Raw genomic sequence first — 25752 nt, forward strand, 5'->3', positions numbered from 1 at the left:
CTCCTCCCCTTCGCGTGCGCGTCGTTCCTCGGTGCCGCGGCCGTCCGTGCCGCTACGGCCGTGCCAGCAGGGTCCGTACGCCCTCCGAGGTCAGCGTCAGCGGGTGTGTGGAGCCGGCGTCTATGGTCAGGGCCAGTTCGTCGGCCGGCCACTGGGAGGCGAGTGCGCCCAGCGGCACCAGGCGGTAGCGGGAGACGTACGGCAGCAGCTCGGCCATCGCGGGCTCGGAGGTGAACACGGGGACGACCGGCTCACCGCCCGGCCGCTCGATGACCGGCAGTGCCACGGCGCCGGGGTCGGTGGCGTCCGCCTCGCCGGCGTCGTCGGGCACGGGGACGAGGACGTCGCTGCTCGCGAGCGTCTCCATCGCCGCCCTGTCCTCGGTGTTGCCGGCGAGCGCGTCCAGCGCCTGCCGGGCCGGTGTGGCGGTGTTGTCGTTCGCGGGTGTCTCCATGGCAGATCCCCTGGTAGCGGCGGTCGTGCGGCCCGCCCGGGACGTCGTCGTCCGGTGGCGGTCCTGCTCGCGTACCCGATCCGGACTGGAGCATTCCTATGACTGGCCAGGGGATCGGCCGCCCGATCAGGGCTCAGGGAATCAACGGGATGTGTGCGGAGGGCAGCCCCAGGCGGTCGCAGCCGACCCGGCAGGCGAGCGGCTCGGCCATGGTGGGGCCGACGTGGGTCCAGTACGTGGCCGCGTCCCGGAAGTAGCGCTGCATCCGCTCGCCGTCGCGCGCGTGCCGGGAACCGGCCGTGCGAAAGAGGATGCCCTGCAGGACGTCCCAGGTCATGCGGCCGGCGTTCAGGAACATGAGCGCGAGGCGGTTGTCCTGCGCCATGGTGAAGGGAGCGGCCCCGCTGACGTTGCGGTGGCAGGTCTCCATCCATTCCTCGGCGGTGCGCCGCAGTGCCGCCTCGGCCGTGTGGATCACGCCGAGGGCCTCGCCCAGGTGCCGCTGGTAGTCGTGCAGTTCGGCCCGGCTGCGGTCGGGTTCGAGGAGGAGGGGGCGGTCGGCGACGGCACGGGCGTACTCGTCGGCGGCGGCGTACGCGGTGCCGATCATGACGGCGGCCAGTTCACCGTGGAAGAAGCTCGGCGCCCGGCCCGCGTACAGGGAGTTGCCGTGCAGTTCGGATCCGACACTGCCGCCCTCGACGGGCAGGTCGAGCAGGCTCGCCTCGCGGGTGAGGTACGCGGGGATGCGGGCCCGCTCCATGTGGATGCTGTTGGAGCCGCTGCCGCGCAGGCCGAGGACGCCGTGCCAGTCGTCGAGCACCGTCCACACCGAGCGCGGGGCGACGAACAGCACCGGGGGTCCCGGCGGGCCGCCAGGCCGGTCGGGGGCGCGCAGGGTCTGGCCGACGTAGTGGGTGGAGTAGGGGGCGCCCGAGGAGTACGGCCAGGTGCCGTCCAGGACGACGTGGCCGTCGCCGTCCGGCTGGGCGACGCCGACGGGCGCGACGGTGGACGCGGCACGGAAGTCGCCGTCGGCGCCGAAGATCTCGTCCTGCGCCTTCTCCTCGAAGACCGAGGCGACCTGGAGGACGTGGGCGGCGGTGAGCGACAGGGCCCAACCGGTGGAGGGGCAGCCGCGCGCGATCTCGGTGACCACGCGGTAGAAGGTGGGCAGGCCGAACTCGTAGCCGCCGTACCGGCGCGGCTGGAGCATCCGGTAGAAGCCGGCCCGCAGGAAGTCGTCGTGGGTGTCCTTGGGGTAGTGCGTCAGCCGTTCCGTCTCCGGCTGGCGTTCGAGCAGCACGGGCCGCAGGTTCACGGCGCGTTCGACGATGTCGCTTTCGGTCGGACCGGGCTCGGGAGCGGCGATCACGATGCCTCCTGACGTGTGGGGCCGTCCGTTCGTGCCGTGACGCGTGACGCGATACGAGTGATTGAACACGGCAACAGCCGTGGAGGGACCGGTCGGATATCGCCAAGTGCGGGAGCCGCGGACGAACAGTCGTAGCCTGAAGAGGAAGGACAGGCTCCCGTCCTCGTGGGCGCGGGAGGCGTGTATGCGTTACGACGACCGCAGGGTGGCCGGGCGGCTGCTGGCCGAAGCGCTTCAGGAGCTGCGCGGCCGGGACGTGGTGGTGCTGGGGCTGCCGCGCGGTGGCGTGCCCGTGGCCGCCGAGGTGGCCCGGCTGCTCGGTGCCCCGCTGGATGTGCTGGTGGTGCGCAAGCTGGGCGTTCCCGAGCAGCCGGAGTGGGCCTTCGGGGCGATCGGCGAGCACGGGGTCCGCGTCCTCAACCGGGACGTGATCGGCGAGGCCGGGCTGGATTCGGCCGAGCAGGAGGCCGTGGAGGCGGCGGAGCGGGCCGAGCTGGAACGGCGGGTGCGCGGTTACCGGCAGGAGCGGGCCGCGCTGCCGGTCGCCGGGCGTACGGCCGTCGTGGTGGACGACGGGCTCGCCACCGGGGCGACGGCCGAGGCGGCCTGCCGGATCGCACGCGATCGGGGCGCGGCCCGGATCGTGCTCGCCGCGCCCGTCGGGGCGGCCCGCAGTGTCGCCCGGCTGCGGGAGGTGGCCGACGACGTCGTCTGTCCGCAGACGCACCGGATGCTCGGCTCGGTGGGTGCCTGGTACCGGGACTTCGCCCAGGTCTCCGACGCCGAGGTCACGGCCCTGCTCGCGGAGGCCGCCCGGTCCTCGTCCCGCTCCCCCGCCGCGCCGCCGTCGGACGGCGAGGTGCTGATCCCGGCCGCCGGCGCGCGGGTGGGCGCCCACCTGGTCGTGCCGGACGGGGCACCGCAGGTGGTGGCGTTCGCGCACGGCAGCGGAAGCGGCCGGCACAGCCCGCGCAACCGGTACGTGGCCACCGCCCTCAACCGCGCGGGGCTGGCCACCCTGCTGCTCGACCTCCTCACCGACGACGAGGCGCACGACCGGAACAACGTCTTCGACATCCTCCTGCTCGCCCGGCGCCTGCACGCCGCGTCCGTGTGGCTGCGCGGGGAGACCGGTCTGCCCGTCGCCTACTTCGGGGCCAGTACCGGAGCCGCCGCCGCGCTGGAGGCGGCCGCGCTGTCCGGTTCCGAGGTCCGCTCGGTCGTCTCCCGCGGCGGCCGTCCCGACCTGGCCACCCCGGCGGCGCTGACCCGTCTGCGGGCGCCGACCCTGCTCATCGTCGGCAGCCGCGACACCCAGGTGCTCAGCCTCAACCGTCTGGCCGCCGACCGGATGCACTGCGAGCACCGGATCGCCGTCGTCCCGGGCGCCACCCACCTCTTCGAGGAGCCCGGCACCCTCACCACCGTGGCCGAGCTGGCCCGCGACTGGTTCACCGCCCATCTCGGCCGACCCACTTCGAGCACGCCCCGTCGTTCCGCGTAGCCCGGGTCGGCCGATCCTCGACGGTGTGGAGCACCTGGTGCCGTCGACTCCCCACGTCGGACGCCCATCGCGGGTCGCGCACGGCGGGGGCGGCGGAGGCGGGGACTTCGAATACCGGTGCGGATACGGCCGTCAGGGGAAAGGCACGGGGCGGGTTCCGCCACCCGGTGCAGCATCCGGCGCGTACACCGCACTCCGCTGATCACGCACCGGGGTAGGCGCCGCGCCGGCCGTCCTGCTGACGGGGGCCTTCGTCGGCGGGCTGCTGACGTACGACAGCCCCTCGCGGGACGGGGCGCTGCCCGACGGTGTGCGGGCACCCCCGCCCGACGACCCCGACGACCGCCCCGGACGACCCGACCCGCTCCGCCGCGCCGACCGGCAGCCCGTCCCGTCGGGGCCCGGAAGTCACTCGAATCCGAGACCTCGGATCTCGGAGCCGTGGCCTGCGAGCCCTCAGGGTCAGCGCCCCACCTCCGCGGCGCCGGTGCCACGGGTCAGCACCTGGCACGCAATCGCTTGCTCGCCGGCCTCGCCGGTCCCGTCCCTCACCACCCGGTACACGGAAGCACCCGGCGCCCGGGACACGGTCTCCGTGAGCCGGCCGTCCCTGAAGAGGGCGCCGGTGCCGTCGTCGAGAGCCCAGCCGGCGGGCAGGGCACCCGTCGCCACGGCCGACCGGTAGGAACGGCGGCGCCCGGGTTCGCTGTCGTAGTGCGGGCACACCGAACCCGGCAGCAGGCCCAGTCCGTCCGGCAGGAAGGTGAGCGGGCCGAAGGAGTCGGTGTGCGAGCCCTCGGCCCAGCAGTTGGCGCCCGCGCTGATTCCGCACAGCAGGGTTCCGTGGCCGTATGCCTCACGCAACAGCCGGTCCACGCCGTGCACGCGCCACACCGCGAGCAGGTTCGCGGTGTTGCCGCCGCCCACATAGACGACGTCCTGAGCGAGCACGAAGGCGCGCAGCGCGTCGTCGTCGAGCTTCCTGCCGAACAGACGCAGGACGGAGGGCTCGCAGTCCGGCCGGTCGCGGAACGCGGCGAGGAAACTCTCGACATAGGCCGGGGCGTCGCCGCTGGCGGTGGGCAGGAAGCACACCTTGGGCCGAGGCGTACGGGCGTGGCCCAGAACCCAGTCGTCCAGCAGCCCGTCCTCCTCGGTGGAGAAACCTCCGCCGAAGAGGGCCAGGCGAGGCGGGTGGCTCACGTCGTCTCCTCCAGCAGCTCGGCGACCGTCGTCACCCGGATCAGCGGGCGGTACAGGTCCAGCAGGTGCAACGCCTTGGCGTGCGAGTCGTCGTCCGCCCCCGCGCAGGCGTCGGCGACGACCAGCACCTCGACACCCGCGTCGGCGGCCGCGAGGGCCGTCGACAGCACGCAGCAGTCGGTACTGACGCCCGCCAGGACGAGGCGGCCCTCCGGGGTGGCGCGTCGGGCCAGTTCCGGGGTCCATTTGCCGAAGGTGGAGGCGTCCAGTACGTGCCGTGCGCGGTCCGCGAACTCGTCGGTCAGGCGCCAGAGTTCGGAATCGGGAGGTCGCAGGGCGAAGGGCCACTGCTCGTAGTACGCCCGCCAGGCGCCTTCCGGGGTGCGGGGTGCCACGAAGCGGGTGAACGTCACCCGGTTCCCGAAGGCCGGCAGCAGACGTCGTACGCCCGCCGCCGCCTCGGTGAATCGCGGGGAGGCCCAGGGGCTGTCGGGGTCGGCGAAGACGCGCTGCATGTCGATGACCGTGAGCAACCCGGTGGTCATACGCCCGCCCCCTCGTCCGCCGTCCGGCCCGGTGCCCGCGCCTCCTGCTCGCGGACGCGTCCGCGCCGCAGCGCCAGCGTGCCGAGGAAGCCGAGCGCGAGGGCCGCCAGGACGCCGAGGTTGGCGTACGCCCAGTCTCCGGACCGGCCGCCGAGGCCCAGCGGGCCGAGCAGGTAGCCCTGCCAGTCCAGCCAGCCGGCCGCCGAGTTGGTGACCAGGCCCCAGCCGAGGGCGGTGGCCGTGAGGGTCAGGAGCAGCGGGGTGAGCGGTACGTCGCCGTAGCGGCCGGTCGGGCGGTAGAGGTCGGGCTCGTCGTAGTCGCGGCGGCGCAGGAGCAGGTCGGCGAGCATGACGCCGCACCAGGCGGCGATCGGGACGCCGAGCGTGGTGAGGAAGCCCGTGAACGGGCCGAGGAAGTCGTCGGCGACGAACACGATGTAGATCGAGCCGACGATCATCAGGACGCCGTCGATCAGCGCGGCCACCGGGCGCGGCACGCGCAGGCCCGCCGAGAGCAGGGCCAGGCCGGACGAGTAGATGTCGAGGACGGCGCCGCCGACCAGGCCGAGGACGGCGACCACGGCGAACGGGATGAGGAACCAGGTGGGCAGGATCGTGGTCAGCGCGCCGATCGGGTCGGCGGCGACGGCAGCGTTGAGCTTGCTGGAGCAGCCGGCCAGCAGGAGTCCGAACACCAGCAGGAGCAGCGGTGCCAGTGAGGCGCCGAAGGCGGTCCAGCCGACCACGCCCCGGCTCGACGCGGTGCGCGGCAGATAGCGGGAGTAGTCGGCGGCCGCGTTGACCCAGCCGAGGCCGAAGCCGGTCATCATGAAGACGAGCGCGCCGATGAACTCCTGTGCGGAGCCCGCCGGTACGGCGCTGACGGCGGACCAGTGGACGTGGTCGGCGACCAGGGCGACGTAGATGAGGGTGAGCACGCCCGTGACCACGGTGATCACGGTCTGCAGCCGCATGATCAGATCGAAGCCCATGACCCCGACCACGACGGTCAGCGCCCCGACCAGGACGAGGGCGACCACCTTGGTCTCGGTGCCGCCGCCCCAGCCGAGCCGGCCGAACACGGTCGCGGTGGCCATGGTGGCCAGGGCGCACAGCACGGTCTCCCAGCCGACGGTGAGGATCCAGGAGAGCACCGACGGCAGGCGGTTGCCGCGCACACCGTACGCGGCGCGGCCGAGCACCATCGTCGGCGCGGAGCCGCGCTTTCCGGCCACGGCGACGAAGCCGCACAGCAGGAACGAGAAGACGATGCCGACGACTCCGGCGACCAGCGCCTGCCAGAAGGAGATCCCGAAGCCGAGCGCGAAGGCGCCGTAACTCAGGCCCAGGATCGACACGTTGGCCCCGAACCAGGGCCAGAACAGCGTGCGGGGAGTGCCTTTGCGTTCGGCGTCGGCGATGACGTCGAGGCCGTGGGTCTCCACCTGGAGCCTTCGGCTCGGGGATGTGCCGTCGAGCGGGTCCGGGGATGTGATCATCCCGGCATCGTCGCACCGCTCGCCCCGCCCGGGGAAGACGGGATCAGCCGCGACCGGCGGGCGCGAGGGTGGCCGCGCGGATCACCTCCGCGCGGCCACGGGGCGCGTTCAGCGCTTCTTCGTCGCCGCGCAGGCGCCGGCCGCGCACGCCGTCAGCCACTCGTCGAAGTCGGCGTCGTAGCGGGTGCCGATGTCGGTGGCGTAGACGGCGTGGCCGCCGGTGTAGTCGCCGACGCGGAAGCGGGCGAGCATGCGCTGGACGTCGTCCGGGTGCCTTTCGACCATGTACCGGACCGCGAGGTAGCCCCAGGGATAGGTGCGGGTCACGTCGCTGTTGGCGTAGGTGTTCTGGAACAGCGTGCTCAGCCGGTACGTGTGCCTGCCCGCCTCCGCGATCGCCTGGTCGTGGGTGAGGCCGCGGTAGCCGTAGGAGACGTACTCGGCCAGGCCCTCGATCCACCAGACGTCCGGCACCGACGTCTGCTGGGCGAAGTCGCCCTTCATGTTGAACCGGGCGTCGAGGTAGTGCGTGTACTCGTGGTTGAGGTTCCAGATCCGGGCGGCGTGTCCGTCGTCCTGGCTTTTCTGGTACATGACCGCGAACGGTTCGTTGGCGGGGTCCGCCGGGTCGCCGATCAGGGTCATGCCGCCGTTGTCCGTGCTGATGCCGAAGATCGCTCCGGCGTACGTCCGGTAGTCCTCGCGCCCGGCGAAGACGACCAGGTCGAGGGTCGACAGGTACTGGCCCGGAATGGGCCCGTCGTCCTTGACCAGGTCATGGACGTACGCGTCCTGGCCCAGCACGCTGGCGCACGCCGCGGCGAGGTCGGCCGGGGTGAGCGACTGGGCGCGGATCGTGCGCGTGGCATCGCACTCGTGGGTGATCGGCAGGGCCGCGCGCGTCAGTCGGCCGGTCAGGTCGCAGACGCCGTAGTAGGCGCAGTTGGTGCCGTCGTAGGAGTCGGCCTGCGTCGCCACGGCCACCCAGAGACCTGCCGTGGGGCCGGTGATGCGGGTCGTGTCCAGCAGGTGCCTGACCTTCGGGCGGACCGTGACCCGCAGCGGCGGGTGCTCGACGTGCCGGGCCAGGGTCATCCCGGCGTTGGAGGTCAGATAGGCCCGGTCGGTGCCGAGCAGGTCCAGGTGGTCCAGCGCGAAGGCGTGCAGGGTCCGGATGACGGACGGGGCGGCGACGACCGCGCTGACGTACTCCGGGTTCCAGTTGCCGCGCCACAGTGGGGTGTGGACGGCGTTGACGGCCGCCAGCATGCTGCGGATGGCGTCGTAGGAGCTGTCGTAGTCCTTCAGTATCCGCTGGTAGACCCGCAGATAGCGGGCCTGCTCGTCGGCGCTGTCGGTGAGGACGACGACCTCGCTCAGCACGTCGCCGTTCGCGGCGCTGACGTCCCTGGAGTGCGGGCGGGCGAAGAAGGTGTCCAGGCCGCGGACGGTGTTCCGGGCCAGGGGCGGGCCGTACGGGCCGACGTCGGCCGGGTTGTTGAACTGCACGTAGTAGCCGGCCCGCAGGAACAGGACGAGCTGCCAGAGGCGGGCGGAGTTGTCGCCGCGATAGTGCCGTGCCGTGCTGGTGAACGCCTTCGCGACCGTGACCATCTGGGACTCGCGGAAGACGGCGCGCGCGTCCGTGCCGGTGACCGCGAACAGGGTGTTGACGCAGTCCGTGGTCGAGGCTTTGACGAACGCGACGAGTTCGGCGCCGGTCCTGCGGCCGAAGTCGGCCGGCGTGCAGGCCGCCCGGACACCGGGTTCCGTGCTCGGCCGGGTCGGGAGGGGCGGCGGCGTCAGGGGAGGCAGGTGGGTCGGGGTGAGCGGCCGTTCCTGTACGGCGGGTCGGGTGGCGGCGTCGAGGGTCGCGCCGGTCGGTGGCGGGGGTGGTGTCGTCGTGCGGGATGCGGTGGTGGGGGCGGGCGTGACGTCGGGCTGTGCGGCGAGTGCCGGGGTCGACAGCAGGCCGGTGAGGGTGACGCAGGCGGCGAGCGCGGACGCCATGCGTCTGGGCGGCACGATGCGGTAGCGCATCTGGGTTCCTCCACGGACGGATGCGCCTCGGAGATGGGGTGCTGAGGCGTGTGAGGCACTGTCCCAACGCCGCCCTGCCCCAACAATGGTGTGTGACATAGCACATGGCGTCGAGGAGTCATAACGTCCGGACGTCGGCGGTGAGATGCTGCGGCTAGGGGCCGGGCACACTCCAGGTGCGCGCTGCCCAGGTCCGCAAGTGCGGTGACTGGGCGATCAGTCGACGGTGGGCCTCGGCGGCGCACTGGAACAGGGCGTCGGCCAGTTCCTCGGCGACGGCCGTACGCCGCCAGGCCAGCACATACCGGCACCACAACGGCGTGCCGACCAGCGGCTTGACGACCACGTGCGGCAGGGGGCGCATCGTGGGCTGCACGACGGCCACGCCCAGGCCGTCGGCGATCATCCCCTGCAACTGCTGCTGATCGCCGAGGAATTCGTGCGTGACCGCCGGCGTGAACCCGGCCGCCGCACACGCCGCGTAGAACACTCCCGGCCAGCCGGCCCCGTCGTCCGGCGTCAGGAACCACGCCTCCTCGGCGAGGTCCGCGAGGGCGACCTGAGAGCGCTGCCCGAGCGGATGCCGGGACGGCAGCGCCACGAACGTCGGCTCGGTGACGATCCCGCGATGGGCCACCGCGTCCGAGTGCTCCAGCTCCCTGCCGGGGTAGTCCGCGGCGATGGCCGCGTCCACCGCGCCCTCCTCCAGCAGCTCGACGATCCGCGAGGAGGCGTACACGCTGCTCACCGCGAGCGAGACATCCGGCAGCCGGGTACGGGCACCCGACATCATGCCCGCCAGCATCGGCGAGTTGGTCGCCGCCACCCGCAGGGTCCGGTGGGCGGGCCCGGCACCGGAGGCGGGGCGGCGCCCGATCGCGTCGGCACGGGACAGGACGTCGCGCGCCTGGGCGACCACCTCGAAGCCGTAGGGGGTCAGCCGCACGCCTGTCGGTCCCCGCTCGAACAGCGACTCACCGAAGTACCGCTCGATGCGCCGGAGTTGGGTGCTCATCGCGGGCTGCGAGTAACCCAGCTCCGCCGCGGCCCGGCCCACGCTTCCCGCGTCCGCGATCGCGCACAGCACGCGCAGATGCCGTAGCTCCAACTCCACTCGCTCACTCCCTCTTCGGGTCAACGCGGCCCATGCGCGATGTATGTCATCACATGCTTGAGATAGACGGCCACATCACGGCAAATACGGGCATTCCCCCCACTCGTGACCCCCTTTGAGTGACCGTCGCACCCTGCGGTTAGCATATGAGCGCCACCTAGCTCGAAAGATAGGCCCGTGACTGTCAACGACGACTCGTTCACCAATTGGAAGAACCGCGAGGAGATCGCGGAGTCGATGATCCCGCTCATCGGGAAGCTGCACCGGGAGCGGGACGTCACCGTCCTCCTCCACAGCCGCTCCTTGGTGAACAAGTCGGTGGTCAGCATCCTCAAGACCCACCGGTTCGCCCGGCAGATCGCCGGTGAGGAGCTCTCGGTCACCGAGACGCTGCCGTTCCTGCAGGCCCTGACCGTGCTCGACCTCGGTCCGTCGCAGATCGACATCGGCATGCTGGCCGCGACGTACAAGACCGACGACCGCGGTCTGTCCGTGGCGGACTTCACCGCCGAGGCCGTCGCCGGTGCCACCGGCGCCAACAAGATCGAGGGCGGCGAGGGACGCGACGTCGTCCTCTACGGCTTCGGCCGCATCGGCCGCCTCGTGGCCCGCCTGCTGATCGAGAAGGCCGGCTCGGGCAACGGGCTGCGGCTGCGGGCCATCGTCGTCCGGGGCGGCGGTGGCCGGGCCGACGAGGATCTCGTCAAGCGCGCCTCGCTGCTGCGCCGTGACTCCATCCACGGCCAGTTCCAGGGCACGATCACCGTCGACGAGGCGAGCGGCACGATCTTCGCCAACGGCAACGCGATCAAGGTGATCTACGCGAACGACCCGTCCGAGGTCGACTACACGGCGTACGGCATCAAGAACGCCATCCTCATCGACAACACCGGCAAGTGGCGCGACCGCGAGGGCCTGTCCAAGCACCTGCGTCCCGGCGTCGACAAGGTCGTCCTGACCGCGCCCGGCAAGGGCGACGTCCCGAACATCGTGCACGGCGTCAACCACGACACGATCAAGCCGGACGAGCAGATCCTGTCCTGCGCCTCCTGCACCACCAACGCCATAGTCCCGCCGCTGAAGGCGATGGACGACGAGTTCGGTGTGCTGCGCGGGCACGTGGAGACCGTCCACTCGTTCACCAACGACCAGAACCTGCTGGACAATTACCACAAGTCCGAGCGCCGTGGTCGCAGCGCGCCGCTGAACATGGTCATCACCGAGACCGGCGCCGCCTCGGCGGTCGCCAAGGCGCTGCCCGACCTCAAGGCGAAGATCTCCGGCAGCTCGATCCGGGTCCCGGTGCCGGACGTCTCGATAGCGATCCTCAACCTCCAGCTCGCACGCGAGACCAGCCGTGCGGAGGTCCTGGACTACCTGCGTGACGTCTCGCTGACCTCGCCGCTGCGCCGCCAGATCGACTTCATCTCGGCCCCCGACGCGGTCTCCAGCGACTTCATCGGCTCGCGCCACGCCTCGATCGTCGACGCCGGCGCGCTCAAGGTGGAGGGCGACAACGCGATCCTCTACCTCTGGTACGACAACGAGTTCGGCTACTCGTGCCAGGTGATCCGCGTCGTCCAGCACGTCTCCGGGGTGGAGTACCCGACCTTCCCGGCCCCGGCGGTCTGATCCGAGGGATCCGGCCCGCCCGCCGCCACCGCGCTCTCGCGCAGGTGAGGCCGGCGGGCCGGACCCGCTTCGAGGCGCCCCGGGACGCTCGGCTCACTGGCCGCGGAACGCCTCCTCCAGCCACCAGGACCCGTGGTCCGCGACCACCTTGGCGTCGACGAGCAGCGGCGCGGACCGCGGACCGGCCACCCAGTCCGCGACGGCCTTCAGGTCGGCCCGCGTCCGCACGGTCACCGCCTCGAAGCCGTGTCACCGCCCCACGGCGGCGATGTCCGTCGGCGGGAAGCGGACGGTGTCGAGCGGATGCCCCTCGGAACCGAAGTGGTGCACCTCGGCCCCGTAGCCCTCGTCGTCGTACACGACGACCACCATCGGCAGTCCGAGCCGCCGCACCGTGTCGAGTTCGACGGCGCTCATCAGCGCGCCGCCGTCCCCGAGCGCGGCCACGGGCAGCCGGTCCGGCCGCGCCAGCGCCGCCCCGATCGTGGTCGCCGGCCCCAGCCCGATCGACTGGAACGCCTGCGTGAAGCAGAAGCCCTTCTCGTCCGGCACCGACCAGTACGCGCTCGGGTAGCCCATGAAGTTGCCGGAGTCCACGCCGACCACCCGCTGAGCGGGCAGGATGTCGTCGAGGGCGATGCTCAGCGTCCGCGGGTCGATGCGCTCCCGGGTGCTCGTGTCCTCGTACGGCACGTCCCGCAGCCGCACCCGCGCGGCGAGGGCCGGGCCGGCCTCCCGCGTGCGGTAGCCCTGCCTCCGCTCGCCGCCCCGCTCGCACAGCCTGCGCGCGGTGAGCCGGACGTCGCCGGTGACGTCGAGGTGCACCGGCCGGTGCGCGCCGAGTGCCGACGGCTCGTCGTCGACCTGTACGACGGTCGCGTCGGCGCCGATGAGGCGGCCGTGCCGCATCGTCCACATGTTCAGGGCGCACCCCCAGCCGACGATCAGGTCCGCTCCCTGGACCAGCTCGGAGGCCAGGGGCGAGGCGAAACCGCCGGAGATGCCCAGGGACCAGGGATTGCCGTGGAAGAGGCCGTGGGCGACGGCCGAGGTCGCCAGCAGCGCGCCGTGTCGTTCGGCGAGCTCCTCCAGGGCTTCGCGGCAGCCTGGTCCGTGAATCCCGGCCGGCCATGAAGACGGGCCGTCGGGCCTGTTCGAGCAGCCGGGACAGGGCGGTGACCTCGTCCGGGTGCGGTTCGACCGCGGCCCGCCGCGGCGGTGGGGCGGCCCGCGCCAGGGCGCCGTCGGGTACATCCTGTGTCTGCACCGGCAGGGGGAGGTTGAGCAGGACGGTACGCCGTTCCCGCACCGCCAGCCGTACCGCCGCGCACGCCTGCTCGACCGCGTCCTCCGCCGACGTCGTCATCCGTCACCCTCGGCTGGGCGGCATCCAGCGACGCGAACGGCGTCACCGGCTACGACGTGGTCCGCGTCAGCGGCGGGACGGAGACCGCGACCACCACCACGACCGGTACCTCCGCCACCGTCTCCGGCCTGGCTCCGGCCACCGCCCGCACCTTCGCCGTCTACGCCCGCGACGCCGCGGGGAACCGTTCGCAGCGCTCCGGCAGGGTGACCGTGACCACGACCTCCGGCGGTGCGCCGACGACGTGCGGGGTCACCTACCGGGTGACGAACGAGTGGCCCGGCGGCTTCCAGGGCGAGATCGTCCTGCGCAACACCGGCAGCTCGGCGATCGACGGCTGGACGCTGCGCTGGACCTTCCCCGGCGGTCAGCGCATCAGCGACCTGTGGGGCGGCACCGCCACGCAGAGCGGCTCCGCGGTCACCGTCACCTCGGCGCCGTACACGGCGACGATCGCGCCGGCGGGCTCGGCCACCGTGGGCTTCACGGCCGCCGTCGGCGGTGCGAACCCGAGCCCCGCGGCCTTCACGCTGAACGGATCCACGTGCTCGTCGACCTGATGGCCGACCGCGCGCCGGTCGTCGGCCGGAAGAGGGAACCTGGGAACTGGCGCAGGCGTCATTAACTGCGAGTGCGGCGGGCGACCCGACTGCCGAGAGGAACGAGGGTGACACGATGAGCGACAAGGCCCGGAAGCTGTTCGAGGCGCTCGACCTCGACAAGAACGGGACCCTGAGCCGCGTCGAGGTGATCACCGCCTTGCGGACGAAGGGCCCGTCGCTGGCCGCGTCGGGAGATCTGCCGTTCTGGGCTCTGGGGGACGAGGACGCCTCCTCGGCGCTGTTCGACGCCGCCGACCAGAACGGGGACCGGGAACTGACGCTGGAGGAGTTCACGGCACTGGTGGACCGCCGTTTCGGCTGGTCCTGAGGGCCGGCATCACGCTCAGCGACGTCCGCGTGCGCCAGGCGGAGGCGAACGTCCGCATCCCGGCGGTCTCGTTCGACTCCGCCCAGACCGACCGTCCTGCCGTGCCGGGTGTGCCGCGTCCCCCCGTGACCACCAGCTCCACGGGGAAGCCCAGGTCACCGAGACGCCAGGTGCTCAGCTGCCGGGAGCCGCTCGGCCCGGCCCGCGTCAGCCCAGGTCGGGCAGTGGACGCCGGGCGACGTCGCGCGCCTCGTCCGGTGGGACACCGAGCATCCGGAGCAGCATCTCGGCCAGGTGGGACGCGGCCTCGTCGCCGTCGTGTTCCGGCCGGGCGAACCTCAGCTCCAGCAGCGCGAGCAGGGAGCCGCCGAGGGCGGTCCGTGCGGCCGGCGGGTCGGCGATGGTGAAACGGCCGGAGGCGATGCCGACCTCCAGGTCGCGCAGAGCGCGCGCAGCCAGGCCGGACTCGGAGTGGATGGGGCCGAGTCCGCGGTGGCGCAGCACCTGCATCAGCTCGGGCCGCGAGGCGGCCAGGCGCGCGCTGAGGCGGAAGCCCCCCCGCGACGAGTTCCGCGGGGTCGTCGATGCCCTCCAGGCGCTCGTCGAAGGTGCGGCCGAGTTCCTCGAGGGCGGCCCTGACCGCCGCGTCGAACAGTTCCGCCCTCGACTCGAAGTGGTGGTAGAAGGCCGAAGCCGACGTCCGCGCGCTCCGCGATCGCCTGGATGCCGGCGCCGGTGTCCTGTCCGAAACCCCCCTCGGCACAGTCCGCGGCTCGCACCCCGGGGCGGTCCCGGAACCCCGTGATCAAAGTGGCCGACCTGGCGTGGCTGGAGTTCGAGAGAGGGCGGCGCGGATCACGACTGCTGTCGCGCCGCCCCTGATCCCGCGGGCGCCTGGGCAGGAGCCGGCGCTTCGGCGCCCTCCGCCCCGCCGGCCGTCGCCCGCAGGGTCACCGCGGCCGCGACTCCCGCGATCAGCCCCCAGGTCAGGGCGGCCGGGACGCCGCCGCCGATGGCGGACGACAGATACATCAGGTCCCAGCGCAGGCTCGCCCCGTCGGTGACCACCCGCACCACCTGGCCGGCCATCAGTGCGAGGACGGTCGCGCAGACCGTGCCCGCCGCCATCGCCGGGACGGTGACTCGGGTGAGCAGTCCGGGCAGCGTCCGCAGTGCCCACCACACCACCGCGAGCAGCAGCACGTCGGCCGCGCGGTACAGGAGCCAGTCGCCGAACGGGGCGCCGGCCGGGCCCGCCCAGGCGCCGAGCAGCAGCCACTGGCGCAGCAGGTCTCCCGGTTCGGCGAGCGTCCCGCCGCCCGTGGCGGCCGTCTGGATGGCGGCGGCCACCGACTGGTACGAGAGGACCACAAGGGACAGCGCGATGACCGCGGTTCCGACGGTGGCGGCCAGGCGGGCGGCGCGCGCGGGGACGTTCCGGCGCGGCAGCGGACCGGCGCCCTTGACGGTGACCCGCGCCGCGAGCACCGTTCCCACCGCCGCGACCAGCGCGGTCACCACGACGATCTGCCGGCCGGCGGCGATCGCGCTCGCCAGCTGCGGCAGGAAGCGGTAACTGCCGTGCCCGTACGCGGCGATCAGCCACGGCGCGGAGACGGTCACCGCCAGGGTCCCGGCGACCAGGCCCCAGGCCCACACCGCGAGGAGCGTGGCGGCCGTCCGGCCGTTCACCGGGGGCAGCCTGCGGACCAGGAGCAGCGCCCCGGGCACGAAGAAGGCGAAGACCGCGACGAACCGGATCTGCAGCGCGGTCTCGTACAGCGCGAGGTAGCGAGAGCCGTCGGTCCCGGCCGGCTCACCGATCTCCCCGATCACCCCGGTGCCGAACCGAACCGAGTTCGGAGGGTCGTACGACCAAGGGGTGAGCCAGTGTTCGAGTTCGGCGGCGACCCGGCCACCGAGCACGCCGGACGTGCCCGGCAGGTGCAGCGCGTTCGCGCTCGCCCCCGCCCACCACAGCAGCGCCGTGAGGAGCACCCCTCCGATCACGGCCGGTATCGCCGCACGCCGGTATTCCATGTCCTGTCCCCCGCCTGATCGCGCATCACGTGAATCCCCCGGTCGGCCAGAGACTACGGCGTACTGATCACATACGGATCACGGTCGTACGTCGACCGCCCGGAACTCCCGTGCGCCGTACGTGCCTTGAGTCGTAACCCGGGCAGGAACTCTCGCCGTGGGCGCCGCCGGCTGCCGTGGCCGACCTGCGCGCTGACGTCGACCGCGACGGCCGGGTCGACGTCAGCGGCGCCTCCGACTCGGCCGGTGAGGACGGCTGGTCCACCGGCCGCGGGGCGCTCTACCTGCCCAACGTCGACGACGACACCCGGCGTTGCCCGGTCACCGGGCCGGGCGGCAGCCCCCTGTCCGACGCCGAGCTGGCCTCCTGCAACGACGCTTCCGACGCCAAGGTCAACGGGCGTGCCGACGCCGCCGACCTCGCCCGGGTCCGGTCCGTGCCGATGACGGACGTGGCGTCCGGTGCGAAGGGCGCCGTGCGGGTGACGGCGGGAGCGCGGCACACCCGCGTGTTCCTCAAGCGCTCCGGCGCCTGGGTCCCGGTCACGCCCCGTGTCGAAGTGCCGGAACGTCGACGAATCGAAGAGGGCCGACAGCGCGGCGAACCTCTCCCCCGCCTCGGCCTGCCGATGGGCCGGCAGGTACTCGTCGTGTGAGCGTCTCGCATGTCGTTGACATGCTCAAGACATCTGATTACCATCCGGGACACCTTGGAAAGCGCTTTCCATCTCTGCCGTCCCCCGTGCCCCCGCACGACCCACCAAGATCCGCCCCTTCGCCCCGGGAGGAACACCATGAGGTCGTCGTATCGCGCCGCACGCGGCGTTCCCGCTCTGACACTCGCCCTGCTGCTCGGCGCGGTGACCATGCCGGCCGGCAGCGCCGCCGAGAGGGCGCCGGTACCCCTGGCGGAGACGTCGCCCACCGGCTTCGCCGCCGTCAACGCGCTCGGCCAGAACGGCACCACCGGTGGAGCCGGCGGCCGGACCGTGACCGCCACCACCACCGAGCAGTTCCTGGAGTACATCGACACGACGGGCCCGCTGATCATCCGGGTCCAGGGCACGATCGACATCACCAGCAAGCAAGGCGTGCGCCCCAACAAGACGATCGTCGGCGTCGGTTCCTCGGCCGTCATCAACGGCGGCGGCCTGGACTTCTACCGCTCCTACAACGTCATCGTGCGGAACATCAGGTTCACGAACGCCGAGGACGACGCCGTCAACGTCGGCCAGGAGTCCCATCACATCTGGATCGACCACAACGAGTTCGTCGGCTCCACGGACGGGGCGATCGACGTCGTCCGCGGCTCCCAGTACGTCACCGTGTCGTGGAACTGGTTCAACAAGACCGACAAGAGCATGCTGCTCGGCCACTCCGACTCCAACAGCGGCCAGGACGCCGGCAAGTTGAGGGTGTCCATCCACCACAACTTCTTCGACGGCTCCCAGCAGCGGCATCCGCGGGTGCGGTTCGGCGAGCCGGTGCACGTCTACAACAACTACTACAAAGGCAACGCGATCTACGGCGTCGCGTCGACCATGAACGCGGGAGTGCTGGTCGAGGGCAACTACTTCGAGAGCGTCCCCCACCCCTGCTACTCGGCGAGCGGCTACGACGAGTCGGGACCAGGCCGGCTGGTGCAGCGCGGCAACGTCTTCAACGGTGCCGGCGCCTGTGAGACCAACGGGACCGTGGTCGAACCGCGCACGTACTACTCCTACACGCTGGACCGCACGGCCGACGTGCCCGCGCTCGTACGGGCCGGCGTGGGCGTCGGAAAGATCGGCGCCTGAACGACCGCCCCCTCCCCCGGCCCGGGCCGGGGACCTGCACCGCCAGCGCCACCGCCACGGCCTTTCCGTCCGCACGCTCAGCGGACGGACTGATCGACCGTCGCCCCCACATGCGACGGCCCACCCCCCACACACAGGAGGACTCCCCCCATGAGCGCACGACGAGCCCCGGTGCCCACTCGGCGCACGCCCATATCCCGGCGCAACAAGGCGGTCGTGGCCGCTCTGGCGGCCGCCCTGCTGGCGGGCCCGGGCGTCGCACAGGCCATCCCGCAGACCGCACCGGCATCGCAGGCGCAGGTCAAGGCAGCCAGCATCACCTGGACCCTGGAACGGGCGAGCAACCCCACCCAGGACCAGCGCACGGCCTACGACCTCATCACCAGGGCCATGAACGCGGCGGTGGCCCGCTACAACAACCTCAGCGACCTGGGCAAGTCCATCACCGTCCGGTACGTACCGGGCGTGCCCACCGCCGACGCCAACATGAACGGGACCATCCGCTTCGGCAGCAACCGCAGCTACATGAACGAGCGGACGGCCCTGCACGAGATCTCCCACACCGTCGGCGTGGGACTGAGCGCGGGCTGGTCCCGCCTCGGCGGCAGCGGCACCTGGACCGGCGCCCAGGCCACGGCACTCGTCAAGCAGTACGACGGCCCCGGGGCCAAGATCTCCACCGGCGGCCAGCACTTCTGGCCCTACGGCCTGAACTACGACAACGAGTTCTCGAACACGGCGGCCGACCGCCACGTCCGGATCGTCGCCGCCATGGTCCGCGACGGGATGTGACCGACGGACCGGGCCGGGAGCCGCGCGTGCTCCCGGCCCGGTTCACCCGGCGTCGTCCGTAGCGCTTCCGGGGTCGTGGGAGCGCACACCGCTCATGACGAGCGCGTCTGCCGGTCGTCGCGGGCGGCAACGCTCAGCGGGCCGGCGACACCCGTGGGAACGCCTCGGTCACCGAGTCATCCGCGTACCCGCGCCGCTCACCCGGACCTTCGGGTCGCCGGCGTGCAGGGTCACGGTCAGCAGACTGGGCCTGCCCATGTCCTCGCCCTGGTGCAGGGTGAGGACCGACTCCGGGGGCACCAGGGCGAGTTCACGCGCGTACGCCCCGAACGCCGCGGCCGCGGCACCGGTGGCCGGGTCCTCGACGACACCGCCGACCGGGAACGGGTCACGGACGTGGAAGACGGTGTCCGCTGCGCGCCACACCAACTGCACCGTCGTCAGGTCCAGCTTCCGCATCAGGGCGGCGAGCCGCTCGAAGTCGTACGACAGGTCCGCGAGCCGTTCCCGGCTTCCGGCACCCAGCACCAGATGCCGGGCACCGGCGAAGGCGATGCGGGCCGGCAACCGCGGATCCAGGTCGGTCGACGGCCAGCCCAACGCCGCCAGGGCCTCGGCCAGTTCCTCCGGGGCGATCTCCTCGATCCGGGGCGCCACGCTCGTCAGGGTCGCCCGGAGCGTACCGTCCGCCTCGCCCGTGACCGTCACCGGCACCGTGCCTGCGCGGGTGGCGAAGACCAGGTCGCCCGGACCGATCCGCTCGGCCAGCGCCACGGCGGCGGCGATGGTGGCGTGGCCGCAGAACGGCACCTCCGCCTGCGGACTGAAGTAACGGATGGTGAAGGCACGCCCGGGCGCCCCGCCCAGCCCCTCGGGCGGACCGGTCAGGAACGCGGACTCGCTGTACCCCAACTCGGCAGCGATCGCCGACATCGCGGTGTCGTCGAGACCTGAGGCGTCCAGCACCACCCCCGCCGGGTTGCCACCGTCCGGGTGGGACGAGAACGCGGTGTAGTGCAGCACATCAGCGAGTCGATCATGAGTCGTCATGCCGTACGACAACAAGCGTGCCGGAGTGACGATTCCCGGCCGCCTGTCAGCCGCCCTCGCCCTGTGACGGGGCAACCGCACCGTCGTGCTGCAACGGTTGTATTTCGACGGGCCGATGAGCCGCTTCGAGCTGGGCCCGGCCACCGGGCTGAGCGGCGGTTCCGTCAGCAACGTCGTCGCGGAGCTGGTCGCCGACGGACTGGTCGAGGAGGCCGGCACCGTGGAGTCCGACGGCGGCCGCCCCCGCATCCTGCTGCGCGTCGCCCCCGCCAGCGGACACATGATCGGCGTGGACGTCGGCGAGACCCGCGTACGCGTCGAGCTGTTCGACCTCACCCTCACCGAACTCGCCCGCACCGAACGGCCCTTGGCGCGGCAGGGCTATGACGTCGAGGTCGTCGTCGGCCACATCCGCGACGGCGTCGCCGAGGTCCTCGCCGCGACCGGCATCCCCCCCGAGCGGCTGCTGGGCGTCGGCATCGGCGTCCCCGGCATCGTGACCCGCACCCCTGACCAGGGGGCCGTGGTCCACGGTCAGACGATCGGCTGGGACGCCGTTCCGTCGAGTGGGGGCATCTGACGGTACGGCTCAGGGGGCGCCGGTGCCGTTGCGGCGCCCTGGGCTGCCTCGACGCCTACGCGGGCGCGGAGGCGCTCCTCGACCGCTGGCGCGAGGAGGGCGGGCACCCGCCGGAGGGCACCGACGAGGAGACGGCGCTGACCGCGATGCTGGGCGCGGCCCATCCGGCCGACGGCAGCGAAGCCGACCCCGTGGCACGCGCCGTCCTGGAGGAGGCCGCCGAGTACGTGGGGGCCGGCCTGTCCGACCTGATCAACCTCTTCGAACCGGAGCGCATCCTCATCGGCGGTTGGGCGGGGCTGCAACTCGGTCCCCGGTTCCTGCCCGCCGTACGCCGGTACGCCGCCTCGTACGCCCTGCGCCACCCCGCCGAGCACGTCTCCATCGACCTCGGCGCGCTCGGCCCGGACGCGGTCACCGTCGGCGCCGGAACGCCACGGCGAGCACGCCTGATCCGGGCCGAGGCGCGTTCGGCACACGGTCGGCGTGGGGATCTCGGGGACGTCGCCCTCGTGGCTGTGTAGTCTCCGCCGCTTCGGGTAGGGCCCTGCACTGATGGAGCCCAGGCGGGAGTCGACCGAGAGAGAAGTGTTCGTGGGTATCGCTGTGAGGCTGTCCGGGCGCTCCGGTGGGGAATCGACAGCGGCCTTCGGAGGATGAGGGCCATGCGGCGGGAACATGATCCCGAGATCCCTTCCGATGCCGTCGGCCGGCAGGTGGTCGAAGCCGTGGAGAACCTGGTGGCGCTGTGGTTCTCGGCCGTCGAGGACGTCCGGCCGCGTCTGCCGCCGCGCCAGGTACGCGCCCTGCGGGCCGTGCGGCGTCAGCCCACGCTCAACGTCACCGCCCTGGCCGAGCATCTGCGCATCGGGCTGCCCACCGCCAGCCGGCTCTGCGACCGGCTGGAAGCCGCCGGGCTGCTCCGGCGGCGCGTGCAGCCCGACGACCGGCGCGAGATACGCCTGGAGGTGACCGCCCAGGGGCAGCGGTTCCTGGGGGACGTCACCGAGCGGCTGTCCCTGCACCTGGCCACCGCCTTCGAGGGGGTTCCCCCCGCCCAGCGCGTGCGGCTCGAACAGATGCTGCGCGCCTTTCACGAGGGGAGACTCCCCGCCGAGCCGGGCTCCGAGCCCGGCTCCGAGCAGGACCGCGAGCACGACCCCGACACCGAGCCCGGCGCGGAGGCCGGCGGCGAGCGCTGAACGCGCCGCTCAGGGCCGCGGCGTACCTTGCCGCCGCGCGCCGCCGTGCACATGGCAGAGCAACAGGCAGACGTCGTCGTCGTGTTCGGAGTCGTGCAGCAGCGGGTGCAGGAGCCGGTCGGCCGACCCTTCCAGATCCTCGTCGAGTTCGGTCGCCCGGAACTCGCCCAGCACCTCGGCGAGGCGCTGGATACCGGGGTCGATCCCCCGGGCGCGGCGCTCCACCAGCCCGTCGGTGTACAGCGCCAGCGTCGATCCGGGCGGGAGCGGCACCGTGTGGTCGCGGATCTCCTGCTTCAGCGGGATGCCGAGCATCGCGCCGGGTTTGGCGTCGAGCGTCTCCACCTGGCCGTCGGCGGTGCGCAGCACCGGTGGCGGATGACCGGCGGCGGCCCAGGTGAGCGTGGGGTCGTCCGGATGGAAGCGGGCGATGACCGCCGTGGCGTAGAGGTCGAGGCGCAGCCGGTGCAGGAACTGGTGCAACCGCGTCAGCAGCTGGCCCGGACTGCTGCCGTCCACGGCGTAGGCGCGCAGGGCGGTGCGCAGCTGACTCATCATCACCGCGGCGTGCAGCCCGTGCCCCGTGACGTCGCCGACGACGGTGATGAGACTGCCGTCGGGCTGGCGGAAGGCGTCGTACCAGTCACCGCCGATGTTCAGACCCCGGGTGGCCGGGAGGTAGCGCGCCGCCAGGCTCAGACCCGGTGTGGTGGGCAGGTCGGTGAGCAGGGCGCGTTGCAGCGTCTCGGCGATGTCCCGGTTGTGCTCGAAGCGCCTGGCGTTCTCCAGGGCGATGCTGGCCCGCCGGGTCAGCTCGATCAGCATGACGGCGTCGTCCGCGTCCCAGCGCTCGTCGGGCGGCGACAGCGTGAGGACGCCTTGTGACGCCCGGCGGGTGAGCAGGGGGATGCACAGCAGGGGCCGGCCGGGGTCGAGGGCCGAGGGCGGCTGGTCGTCGACGCCGGGCAGACCGCCGGGGTGGTCGGCGGCGTACTGGGGGCGGCCGCGGCGGGCGGCGAGGACGGCGGCGGCCGGGTGCGGACCGCTGCGCTGGGCCTCGTCCGCGCCGTCGAACAGCCAGACGTCGACGGTGCGCGCATACCGTGGGACCAGCAGGGCGGGGAGCAGCCGCACGATGGCCTCGTGGTTCAGGGAGGCCGTCAGGGCGGCGCTGGCGTCGGCCAGGAAGGTCAGCCGGCCGCGGGCGTTCTCCGCCTCCTTGCGGGCCTTCTGCTCGGCGGCGAACAGCTCGCGCTGAGTACGTCCCGCGGCGTCCAGTTCGGCGTGCAGCGCCAGTACGCCCTGGTTGGTCTGGTGCAGTTCCTCGCGGTGGAAGGCGACCAGCGCCTCCTGCTCGTCGAGCCGCTCCAGCAGCAGCGCCGCGTCCTCGTCGGCACCGAACAGGGCCTCGGCCAGCGTCGCCGGGTCGTCGTCGGCGTGCTCGGCGCCGGAGACGTCCGCGTCCTCGGCACAGGGGACCGACACCCGCCACGGAGGCTGCCGGTCCTCCGGCCGGCGCCTGGCGGGCGCCACCTCGACGCGGAAGTCGCCCCCGGCGGGCGACATGACCGTTTCCACGCCGACCCGCCAGGCGCCGCCCTTGGTGAGGCACTGCCGCAGCTGCGCGGTGAGCGCGGTCACCAGGCGGGTGCGCTCGACGGTGGTCACTCCGCACGCGGCGGCCAGCCGGGCCGTGACGATACGGGCCTGCGCGGCGTCGGTGATGGTGCGGACGTACCAGGTGCGGGTCATGAGGAGCGGTCCCAGGGGAAGGGGCTCAGCACGACGACGGCGGTGTCGTCGCGCACCGGCCGGGCGGGGCTGCTGGCGTCCCGCACGATCGAGGCGGCGGTCACGGCGGGGTCGAGGGACGAGGGGGTGTGGACGGCCGGGCCGGGACTCCAGCGGCTGGGCAGTCCGTCGGTGTGCAGGACGAGGAGGCAGTCGTCCGTCCAGGTCTGCCGTTGCTGCGGCAGGTGCACGGGGAGGTGGGCGCCGACGATGCCGGGGCGCGAGACCAGCCCCTGCCAGCTGTCGCCGCGGCGCAGCCGGGCACCGACATTGCCGACTCCCGCGAAGTACAGCTGACCGGCGCCGAGATCGAGCTGGGCCACGGCCACGGCCGCGCCCCGGGTGGCGCGCAGGGCGGCGTGCAGCCGCCGCAGCAGGTCCGGCGGCGGCAGGTGCGGGGAGGACCGCACCGTCTCCACCGCCGCCGAGGAGGCACGGGCCGCCTGGGGGCCGTGGCCGAGGCCGTCGGCCAGCATCAGGGTCACGCGGTCGCCGGTGCGCACGCAGGTCCAGGCGTCACCGGAGAACTCCACGCCCGCGAAAGGGACGTTGACCCCGCCGGCCCGTACCGGGAGCGGCACGGTCTGCGGACCCGCGGCGTCGCGCTTCGGGCGGGAGGCGATCCTGGCCATGACGATCGTTCCCCGCCCGGGTGCGCCGTGCAGGCCGAAGTCGTCGGCCGTGCGCAGACAGGTGCCGAGGCCCGCGCCGAGGGAGGCGGTCGTCGAGTAGCCGTCGCGCAGCGCGGCGGCGGTGTCGGGTATGCCCGGCCCGTGGTCGACGGCCATGATCTGCACCATGGACGTCCTCTCGTCGCCGTAGGCGGGACACGGTGGACCCACGAGATCGAGCAGTATCCGTCCGCCACCGGCGTGCTTCAACAGGTTCGTGGCCAGCTCCGTGGCCACGAGTTCGGCGGCGGCGACCCTGTCCCCGGCCAGCCCGGCGTGATGTGCCGCGTCGGCGGCCGCCACCCGGACGTCGCGCAGCCGGGTCGAGTCGTGCACCGGCACCTCCCAGACGCGCGGCATCAGGGCGCCTCGCGCGGACGGGGCGGCCGGGACGTCCATGACGTCACCGTAACGGTGGTGCCCATGCCGCGACGGCTGTCGACGGCGAACTCGTGGACCAGGCGCCGGGCACCGCCCAGCCCCATCCCGAGCCCCTCACCGGAGGTGTAGCCGTCGCGCAGGGCCTGGTCCAGGTCCGCGATGCCGGGGCCCTCGTCGCTGAAGACGAGACGCAGCCCCTGGACTCCGCCGCTGGTGACCGGCGTGCACTCCATCTGGCCCCCGCCGCCGTGGACGAGGGCGTTGCGCGCCAGCTCACTGGCGGCGGTGACGAGTTTGGTCTGCTCCACCAGACCGAACCCGAGGTGGGCGGTCATCTGCCGCACATGCTGCCGCACTCGCACCAGATCGAGGTCCGAGTGGATCGGCAGGCAGGCGGAGACACTGCCGGTGCTGTGGGTCACAGGCTCTCCCGGCGTGCTCGCCCGCCCCGGGGCACGGCCGACACCTCGGCCCCGAGCAGGTGCAGGGCCTCCTCGGTGTTGAGGGCGGTGCGCAGCCCCGGCAGGGTGAGGCCGAGTTCCACCAGCGTGATGGCCACCGCCGGGCGCATGCCCGCCACCACGGTCTGAGCCGCCAGCAGCTTGGTCATGGCCGCGACGTCGCTGAGCACCCTCCCCATGAAGGAGTCGACGATCTCGACCCCGGACAGGTCGATGACCACACCGGTGACCGCGCTGTCGGAGACGGTCTCGCCGATGTCCTGCTGGAGCTGTTCCGCCGTGCTGTCGTACAGGTCGCCCTGCAGGGTCACCAGGAGGACCCCGCCGAGCCGGAGTACGGGGACGTGTCCTTCGTACGAGGAGAGGGACGCGCCGGTCACCGGAGCTCCGCGGCCGAGTCGGGGTTGGGCACGATGTGCGCGCCCTGCTGCTGGAGGGCGTAGGCCAGGGCGTCCGCGAGACTGGCGCGTGTGAGCACCGAGCTCAGGTCGATGCCGAGGTGGACGATGGTCTGCGCGATGGCCGGCCGGATGCCGGAGACTATGCACTCCGCGCCCATCAGCCGCGCGGCCGCCACCGTCTTCATCAGGTGCTGCGCCACCAGGGAGTCGACCGTCGGCACTCCGGTGATGTCCAGGATCGCGATACGGGCGTGCTGCTCGACGACGGCGTCCAGCAGCGTCTCCATCACCACCTGGCTGCGGGCGCTGTCGAGCGTGCCGATCAGCGGTACGGCGACGATGCCCTCCCACAGCTTGATCACGGGGGTGGCGATCTCCAGCAGTTCCAGCCGCTGGCGGTTGATGAGTTCCTGCCCGGCGATCGTCGTCACTTCCAGCATGACCAGACGCAGGGTGCCCATGAGCACGGTGAGCGCCGTCGTGCACTCCCGCAGGTGCTGGGCGGGCGCCTCGGAGAGCTCGTCGAGCAGGAGGTCGGTGACGGGCGGTCGCAGCGCGTCCATCTCCGCCGAGATCTGCGCGATGCTGGCGCCGGCCCGGGCCCGGGCCTGTGCCGTACGAGCCAACTGCTCGCGCACGACCGCGAACCCGTCTGCCTCCGCGTCCGCCACGCGACCCGAGGCGGCCACCGCGGCCAGCGCCTCCACCACGACCCGGCCGGCTTCCACCGCCTCGTCCCGGGAGACGGTGAACACGGTGCGGAACAGCGCCGCGTCGGCCCAGCGCTGGGCGATCTGCTCCCGTCGCTGCCGCAGGAAGGAACCGACCTCCTGCACCGGGTCCGTCTGATGTTCTGCCGCTCGCTGCTCCGGCACGTACTTCCCTCCTCCTACGTTGTGGCCCTGCCCCGACCGCCGGGGAGCGC

At 72.6% G+C, this 25752-nt stretch carries 23 protein-coding genes and 4 pseudogenes; 9 read left to right on the forward strand and 18 right to left on the reverse strand.

Going from position 1 to position 25752, the window contains the following annotated elements; genetic code table 11:
• Positions 1-52 precede the first annotated feature (52 nt).
• Entirely contained in the window at positions 53-454 is a 402-nt protein-coding gene (locus tag ABZ078_RS00895) for an SseB family protein (RefSeq protein ID WP_356570299.1), read from the reverse strand.
• Positions 455-587: 133 nt separating this feature from the next.
• A complete protein-coding gene (locus tag ABZ078_RS00900; protein WP_356570300.1) occupies positions 588-1829 on the reverse strand; it encodes an acyl-CoA dehydrogenase family protein in 1242 nt (413 codons plus the stop codon).
• A gap of 184 nt (positions 1830-2013) precedes the next feature.
• Here ABZ078_RS00900 and ABZ078_RS00905 point away from each other — a divergent pair, with 184 nt between their 5' ends.
• Positions 2014-3333: a phosphoribosyltransferase family protein gene (locus ABZ078_RS00905; protein WP_356570301.1), complete on the forward strand. Its 1320-nt coding sequence runs from the start codon at positions 2014-2016 to the stop codon at positions 3331-3333.
• A 202-nt stretch (positions 3334-3535) separates the two neighbouring features.
• Here ABZ078_RS00905 and ABZ078_RS00910 read toward each other — a convergent pair whose 3' ends face one another.
• The 6 genes from ABZ078_RS00910 to ABZ078_RS00935 all read right to left on the reverse strand — a co-directional run bounded on the left by ABZ078_RS00910 (position 3536) and on the right by ABZ078_RS00935 (position 9734).
• Positions 3536-3745, reverse strand: coding sequence for a hypothetical protein (locus ABZ078_RS00910; RefSeq protein ID WP_356570302.1), 210 nt, complete (start codon positions 3743-3745; stop codon positions 3536-3538).
• A gap of 50 nt (positions 3746-3795) precedes the next feature.
• Positions 3796-4536 (reverse strand): peptidase E, encoded by a 741-nt coding sequence (locus tag ABZ078_RS00915; protein WP_356570303.1) that lies wholly within the window; start codon positions 4534-4536, stop codon positions 3796-3798.
• Positions 4533-5081, reverse strand: coding sequence for an isochorismatase family protein (locus ABZ078_RS00920; protein WP_356570304.1), 549 nt, complete (start codon positions 5079-5081; stop codon positions 4533-4535). Before ABZ078_RS00920 ends, ABZ078_RS00915 begins: the two co-directional genes overlap by 4 nt.
• Positions 5078-6580: a cytosine permease gene (locus ABZ078_RS00925; protein ID WP_356570305.1), complete on the reverse strand. Its 1503-nt coding sequence runs from the start codon at positions 6578-6580 to the stop codon at positions 5078-5080. The genes ABZ078_RS00920 and ABZ078_RS00925 overlap by 4 nt, the downstream gene beginning before the upstream one ends.
• 108 nt (positions 6581-6688) lie before the next feature.
• Positions 6689-8620, reverse strand: coding sequence for a collagenase (locus ABZ078_RS00930; protein WP_356570306.1), 1932 nt, complete (start codon positions 8618-8620; stop codon positions 6689-6691).
• Positions 8621-8774: 154 nt separating this feature from the next.
• Positions 8775-9734, reverse strand: a complete 960-nt coding sequence (locus tag ABZ078_RS00935; RefSeq protein ID WP_356570307.1) for a LysR family transcriptional regulator — start codon at positions 9732-9734, stop codon at positions 8775-8777.
• 177 nt (positions 9735-9911) lie between these two features.
• On the opposite strand from ABZ078_RS00935, the gene ABZ078_RS00940 reads away from it, so the two are divergent.
• Positions 9912-11366, forward strand: coding sequence for a glyceraldehyde-3-phosphate dehydrogenase (locus ABZ078_RS00940; protein ID WP_356570308.1), 1455 nt, complete (start codon positions 9912-9914; stop codon positions 11364-11366).
• A 93-nt stretch (positions 11367-11459) separates the two neighbouring features.
• On the opposite strand, the gene ABZ078_RS00945 is transcribed toward ABZ078_RS00940, so the two are convergent.
• On the reverse strand, positions 11460-11594 hold the full coding sequence (locus ABZ078_RS00945; RefSeq protein WP_356570309.1) for a hypothetical protein: 135 nt from the start codon (positions 11592-11594) through the stop codon (positions 11460-11462).
• Between the two features lie 21 nt (positions 11595-11615).
• On the reverse strand, positions 11616-12620 hold the full coding sequence (locus ABZ078_RS00950; protein WP_356570310.1) for a thiamine pyrophosphate-dependent enzyme: 1005 nt from the start codon (positions 12618-12620) through the stop codon (positions 11616-11618).
• Between the two features lie 102 nt (positions 12621-12722).
• Between ABZ078_RS00950 and ABZ078_RS00955 the strand changes: the two are divergent.
• Together ABZ078_RS00955 and ABZ078_RS00960 are read left to right on the forward strand one after the other, a co-directional pair.
• Positions 12723-13292, forward strand: a pseudogene (locus ABZ078_RS00955) (cellulose binding domain-containing protein); the annotation flags it as partial.
• 115 nt (positions 13293-13407) lie between these two features.
• Positions 13408-13662 carry an EF-hand domain-containing protein gene (locus tag ABZ078_RS00960; protein WP_356570311.1) on the forward strand — a complete coding sequence of 85 codons (255 nt, stop codon included), beginning with the start codon at positions 13408-13410 and terminating at the stop codon, positions 13660-13662.
• Between the two features lie 207 nt (positions 13663-13869).
• Here the strand turns inward: ABZ078_RS00960 and ABZ078_RS00965 are convergent.
• Both ABZ078_RS00965 and ABZ078_RS00970 read right to left on the reverse strand, forming a co-directional pair.
• A pseudogene (locus ABZ078_RS00965) lies at positions 13870-14441 on the reverse strand (TetR family transcriptional regulator).
• Positions 14442-14517: 76 nt separating this feature from the next.
• Positions 14518-15702 (reverse strand): hypothetical protein, encoded by a 1185-nt coding sequence (locus tag ABZ078_RS00970; protein WP_356570312.1) that lies wholly within the window; start codon positions 15700-15702, stop codon positions 14518-14520.
• A gap of 179 nt (positions 15703-15881) precedes the next feature.
• On the opposite strand from ABZ078_RS00970, the pseudogene ABZ078_RS00975 reads away from it, so the two are divergent.
• From ABZ078_RS00975 to ABZ078_RS00985, 3 genes and pseudogenes are all read left to right on the forward strand, one after another.
• A pseudogene (locus ABZ078_RS00975) lies at positions 15882-16253 on the forward strand (hypothetical protein); the annotation flags it as partial.
• Between the two features lie 243 nt (positions 16254-16496).
• Complete coding sequence (locus ABZ078_RS00980; protein ID WP_356570313.1) at positions 16497-17498, forward strand: pectate lyase; 1002 nt, start codon at positions 16497-16499, stop codon at positions 17496-17498.
• Between the two features lie 150 nt (positions 17499-17648).
• The gene (locus ABZ078_RS00985; protein WP_356570314.1) at positions 17649-18290 is read left to right on the forward strand and encodes a hypothetical protein; all 642 of its coding nucleotides are present in this window, start codon (positions 17649-17651) and stop codon (positions 18288-18290) included.
• A gap of 168 nt (positions 18291-18458) precedes the next feature.
• Here the strand turns inward: ABZ078_RS00985 and ABZ078_RS00990 are convergent, their stop codons facing one another.
• Entirely contained in the window at positions 18459-19340 is an 882-nt protein-coding gene (locus ABZ078_RS00990) for a PhzF family phenazine biosynthesis isomerase (RefSeq protein WP_356570315.1), read from the reverse strand.
• 85 nt (positions 19341-19425) lie between these two features.
• On the opposite strand from ABZ078_RS00990, the pseudogene ABZ078_RS00995 reads away from it, so the two are divergent.
• Together ABZ078_RS00995 and ABZ078_RS01000 are read left to right on the forward strand one after the other, a co-directional pair.
• Positions 19426-20348: pseudogene (locus tag ABZ078_RS00995) on the forward strand (ROK family protein); the annotation flags it as partial.
• A 237-nt stretch (positions 20349-20585) separates the two neighbouring features.
• Entirely contained in the window at positions 20586-21122 is a 537-nt protein-coding gene (locus ABZ078_RS01000; protein WP_356570316.1) for a MarR family winged helix-turn-helix transcriptional regulator, read from the forward strand.
• Positions 21123-21131: 9 nt separating this feature from the next.
• On the opposite strand, the gene ABZ078_RS01005 is transcribed toward ABZ078_RS01000, so the two are convergent.
• Genes ABZ078_RS01005 through ABZ078_RS01025 form a run of 5 tightly spaced genes read right to left on the reverse strand, consistent with a single transcriptional unit; the run spans position 21132 to position 25702 of the window.
• Positions 21132-22874, reverse strand: coding sequence for a SpoIIE family protein phosphatase (locus ABZ078_RS01005; RefSeq protein WP_356570317.1), 1743 nt, complete (start codon positions 22872-22874; stop codon positions 21132-21134).
• Positions 22871-23944: an ATP-binding SpoIIE family protein phosphatase gene (locus tag ABZ078_RS01010; protein ID WP_356570471.1), complete on the reverse strand. Its 1074-nt coding sequence runs from the start codon at positions 23942-23944 to the stop codon at positions 22871-22873. Before ABZ078_RS01010 ends, ABZ078_RS01005 begins: the two co-directional genes overlap by 4 nt.
• Entirely contained in the window at positions 23944-24387 is a 444-nt protein-coding gene (locus ABZ078_RS01015; RefSeq protein WP_356570318.1) for an anti-sigma regulatory factor, read from the reverse strand. The genes ABZ078_RS01010 and ABZ078_RS01015 overlap by 1 nt, the downstream gene beginning before the upstream one ends.
• Positions 24384-24806 carry an STAS domain-containing protein gene (locus ABZ078_RS01020; RefSeq protein WP_356570319.1) on the reverse strand — a complete coding sequence of 141 codons (423 nt, stop codon included), beginning with the start codon at positions 24804-24806 and terminating at the stop codon, positions 24384-24386. Before ABZ078_RS01020 ends, ABZ078_RS01015 begins: the two co-directional genes overlap by 4 nt.
• On the reverse strand, positions 24803-25702 hold the full coding sequence (locus tag ABZ078_RS01025; RefSeq protein WP_356570320.1) for an STAS domain-containing protein: 900 nt from the start codon (positions 25700-25702) through the stop codon (positions 24803-24805). Before ABZ078_RS01025 ends, ABZ078_RS01020 begins: the two co-directional genes overlap by 4 nt.
• Positions 25703-25752 lie beyond the last annotated feature (50 nt).

The organism is Streptomyces sp. NPDC006385 (assembly GCF_040612485.1).
Taxonomy (GTDB): domain Bacteria; phylum Actinomycetota; class Actinomycetes; order Streptomycetales; family Streptomycetaceae; genus Streptomyces.

Bases quoted from the DNA above. Each gene is read 5' to 3' on its own strand.
- ABZ078_RS00895 (WP_356570299.1), bottom strand. From the start codon at position 454: ATGGAGACACCCGCGAACGACAACACCGCCACACCGGCCCGGCAGGCG.
- ABZ078_RS00905 (WP_356570301.1), top strand. From the start codon at position 2,014: ATGCGTTACGACGACCGCAGGGTGGCCGGGCGGCTGCTGGCCGAAGCG.
- ABZ078_RS00920 (WP_356570304.1), bottom strand. From the start codon at position 5,081: ATGACCACCGGGTTGCTCACGGTCATCGACATGCAGCGCGTCTTCGCC.
- ABZ078_RS00925 (WP_356570305.1), bottom strand. From the start codon at position 6,580: ATGATCACATCCCCGGACCCGCTCGACGGCACATCCCCGAGCCGAAGG.
- ABZ078_RS00930 (WP_356570306.1), bottom strand. From the start codon at position 8,620: ATGCGCTACCGCATCGTGCCGCCCAGACGCATGGCGTCCGCGCTCGCC.
- ABZ078_RS00950 (WP_356570310.1), bottom strand. From the start codon at position 12,620: ATGTACCCGACGGCGCCCTGGCGCGGGCCGCCCCACCGCCGCGGCGGG.
- ABZ078_RS00960 (WP_356570311.1), top strand. From the start codon at position 13,408: ATGAGCGACAAGGCCCGGAAGCTGTTCGAGGCGCTCGACCTCGACAAG.
- ABZ078_RS00970 (WP_356570312.1), bottom strand. From the start codon at position 15,702: ATGGAATACCGGCGTGCGGCGATACCGGCCGTGATCGGAGGGGTGCTC.
- ABZ078_RS00980 (WP_356570313.1), top strand. From the start codon at position 16,497: ATGAGGTCGTCGTATCGCGCCGCACGCGGCGTTCCCGCTCTGACACTC.
- ABZ078_RS00985 (WP_356570314.1), top strand. From the start codon at position 17,649: ATGAGCGCACGACGAGCCCCGGTGCCCACTCGGCGCACGCCCATATCC.
- ABZ078_RS00990 (WP_356570315.1), bottom strand. From the start codon at position 19,340: ATGACGACTCATGATCGACTCGCTGATGTGCTGCACTACACCGCGTTC.
- ABZ078_RS01000 (WP_356570316.1), top strand. From the start codon at position 20,586: ATGCGGCGGGAACATGATCCCGAGATCCCTTCCGATGCCGTCGGCCGG.
- ABZ078_RS01005 (WP_356570317.1), bottom strand. From the start codon at position 22,874: ATGACCCGCACCTGGTACGTCCGCACCATCACCGACGCCGCGCAGGCC.
- ABZ078_RS01010 (WP_356570471.1), bottom strand. From the start codon at position 23,944: ATGCCGCGCGTCTGGGAGGTGCCGGTGCACGACTCGACCCGGCTGCGC.